The organism is Deltaproteobacteria bacterium, assembly GCA_016183175.1.
Lineage (GTDB): Bacteria > UBA10199 > UBA10199 > UBA10199 > SBBF01 > JACPFC01.
Genome location: JACPFC010000035.1, coordinates 1 through 2,455 on the forward strand (window position 1 = coordinate 1; position 2,455 = coordinate 2,455).

Here is a 2,455-nt window from a genome sequence, read left to right on the forward strand (position 1 = left end):
TATCTGGTCACGGCGCAGGCGATTCGGGAGGCGGCGGAAGAACTCGGTCTCCCCGAACCGGAAATCGGCGGACCTTACACCGCGCTTCTCCTTGGCCCCATCGTCGAAACCGACGAGGACGAACAACCGATCCTTGACGAAGACGGAAACGAAAAGACCATTCTGGCATCCGCCTGGTTTGTCAAACTTGTCGAGGAATGCGCCGTCGGCGATCCCCTTCCCTGGTTTTGTGGCGGCGTCCGGCCGAATTCCTGGCGGGATTATGTCAATTTTATCTCCTCCGAACATTACTATTGGAACCGGTGGGATGAACTCCAGAATCCCCCGCAATACGATTTTGAGGAATTCGATACGAAACTTCAGGTCGATATCCTGTTGGCCGATTTTGAGGCTGAAGGGATAGAGGGGCTGACCTCCGCCGACATCCGTCTGGACCCGATCGGAGGAAACTTTACCCGATTTGGAACGGAATTTGGCGAGCAGGCTTCATCGGGAGCGGCGCTCTTTGTGAATCAGTTGATCCAGCTCGCTCGTATGGTGGATGAAGGTGAAGAACTCAAAGGGGCGGCGTTCTATTCGGCCTTTGCGCTTACGGACTATATCCCCCCGGATGAAAATGGGCCTTTCGATGATGGATTCTGGTCGCCCGCCTTTGCCGGCGATTCCAACTGGTGGACCGAACCGTATTACGAAGATAAATACATGACCCCCTCCGGAACCGCCTTCCATCTCGTGAATCAGTTTGTTGCCGATGATGTTGAGGTTTTGCCGATCCCCTCCGGGAGCCGGGCCTTCCAGTTGATGCTGGGAAGGGATATGCCGGGTGAGTCAATTTTGTTGTTGGCGGCCAACTATGACAATGCACCTGCAAGTGTTGACCTGAACGTTCAAAATCTCCCTCTCGGTCAATGGGTACTCGATGAGGCCTATCAGGTCGACGAAACCGCGCGGCCGCTTGCGGAGTTGCCCAATTTTCGGGATCTTCCCGCGGATCCTCCCCGGATCGAGAACGGCACGGTCCATTTCCGGATTCCGCCGTTTGGCGTGCGGTATCTCCGTTTCCGGAGAACGAATTACATCATAGATCCAATAGAGGAATAGGTCGGAAATCGCACAAGATGATTGTTCTGGTTGATGAAATCTCATGAACCAACATGATGTTGACACATTATGTTGGTTCATTTAGAATGCAGTCAGGTATGAAACAAGTCGGCAAACGGCAGTTTACCCTGCATACCAGCAGGTACCTGAAACGGGTTGAACAGACAGGCGAGGAATTGGTTATTACCGATCGGAATAATCCCTGCCTGAAAGTCATTCCGCTTAGACGAAAGATGGTTAGTGATCTGCGGGGCCTGATTACCACCGTCAAAGCGAAAGGCGGCATCAACAGTCCAATTTTACCGGCCTTAAACAAATGGTAGTCCTCGACACCTGCTGTCTGATTGAACTTTGTAAGATCCGGCCATCCGTCTCCGATTCTGTCCGGCAACGCATTGAAAAAGGAGCTGTTGTCCTTTCCGTTTCTTTTGCCGAAATCGCCCTTAAGCTGAAAAAAAAGAGGCTGGATATCAATCTCACGGGAGAAGAGCTTTATCGTTCCTATCGTGAAATTCCGGAGATTCAAATTGTCGATATCGGTTGTCCTGAGTGGTTCGATGCGATCAATCTCAATTGGCGGCACCAGGACCCCGCAGACCGGTTGATTGTGGGTTACGCCAAAAGGATGAATTTTCCGATTGTAACCACCGATCGGGGCATCAAGAAATTTCACGTCGAAGTGTTATGGTAAATCCGACACCCAAAAACTCTCTTCTCCTCATCATCGACATCCAGGAAAAACTCTCCCGCGCGATGGATCAGGCGGTGCTTGCCAGGGTCTGCACGCAGATCAATCTGCTGGCGACGCTGGCGGATGAATTGAAAATTCCGATTTTTCTCACCGAGCAGTACCCGGAAGGCTTGGGCCCCACCATCGAGCCGATCAAAAAAATTCTCGCGGGAAAAAAGTATGATTCTCTGTCCAAGCTGGCCTTCGGTTGTTGCGAGGATGCGGGGTTCAACAAAAAACTAAAAATCTTCAGGCGAAAAAACATCATCGTCACCGGCATGGAGACGCATGTCTGTATCTATCTGACGGCGCTGGGCCTGCTCAAACAAAAATATCAACCTTTTGTTGTGAGCGATGCCGTCATCTCGCGGGAGAAATTCTATTATCAAAATGGCCTCGACCTTGCCCGTCAGGCGGGGGCTGTTGTCACCAACACCGAAACGCTCCTTTTCCAGTTGATGGCGAAGTCCGGCACGCCGACGTTCAAAAAAATTTCCGCTTTGCTGAAGGAAAGCCTTTTACGTTCAACGACGAACAGGTGACGCAAACCCGAATATGGTAAAACGTTCCTAGGGCTGAACAATTTACTTGTAAAATGTTCATGGGTATGATCAAATTACAAAA

At 50.9% G+C, this 2,455-nt stretch carries 4 protein-coding genes; all 4 read left to right on the top strand.

The window, feature by feature from the left end:
• Positions 1-1,101, top strand: a 1,101-nt coding sequence (locus HYU99_04345) for a hypothetical protein (protein ID MBI2339588.1), incomplete at its 5' end; no start/stop codon positions are given.
• 98 nt (positions 1,102-1,199) lie between these two features.
• Positions 1,200-1,424, top strand: a complete 225-nt coding sequence (locus tag HYU99_04350) for a hypothetical protein (GenBank protein ID MBI2339589.1) — start codon at positions 1,200-1,202, stop codon at positions 1,422-1,424.
• On the top strand, positions 1,418-1,792 hold the full coding sequence (locus tag HYU99_04355; GenBank protein ID MBI2339590.1) for a type II toxin-antitoxin system VapC family toxin: 375 nt from the start codon (positions 1,418-1,420) through the stop codon (positions 1,790-1,792). Before HYU99_04350 ends, HYU99_04355 begins: the two co-directional genes overlap by 7 nt.
• Entirely contained in the window at positions 1,786-2,373 is a 588-nt protein-coding gene (locus tag HYU99_04360) for an isochorismatase family protein (protein MBI2339591.1), read from the top strand. The genes HYU99_04355 and HYU99_04360 overlap by 7 nt, the downstream gene beginning before the upstream one ends.
• Positions 2,374-2,455 lie beyond the last annotated feature (82 nt).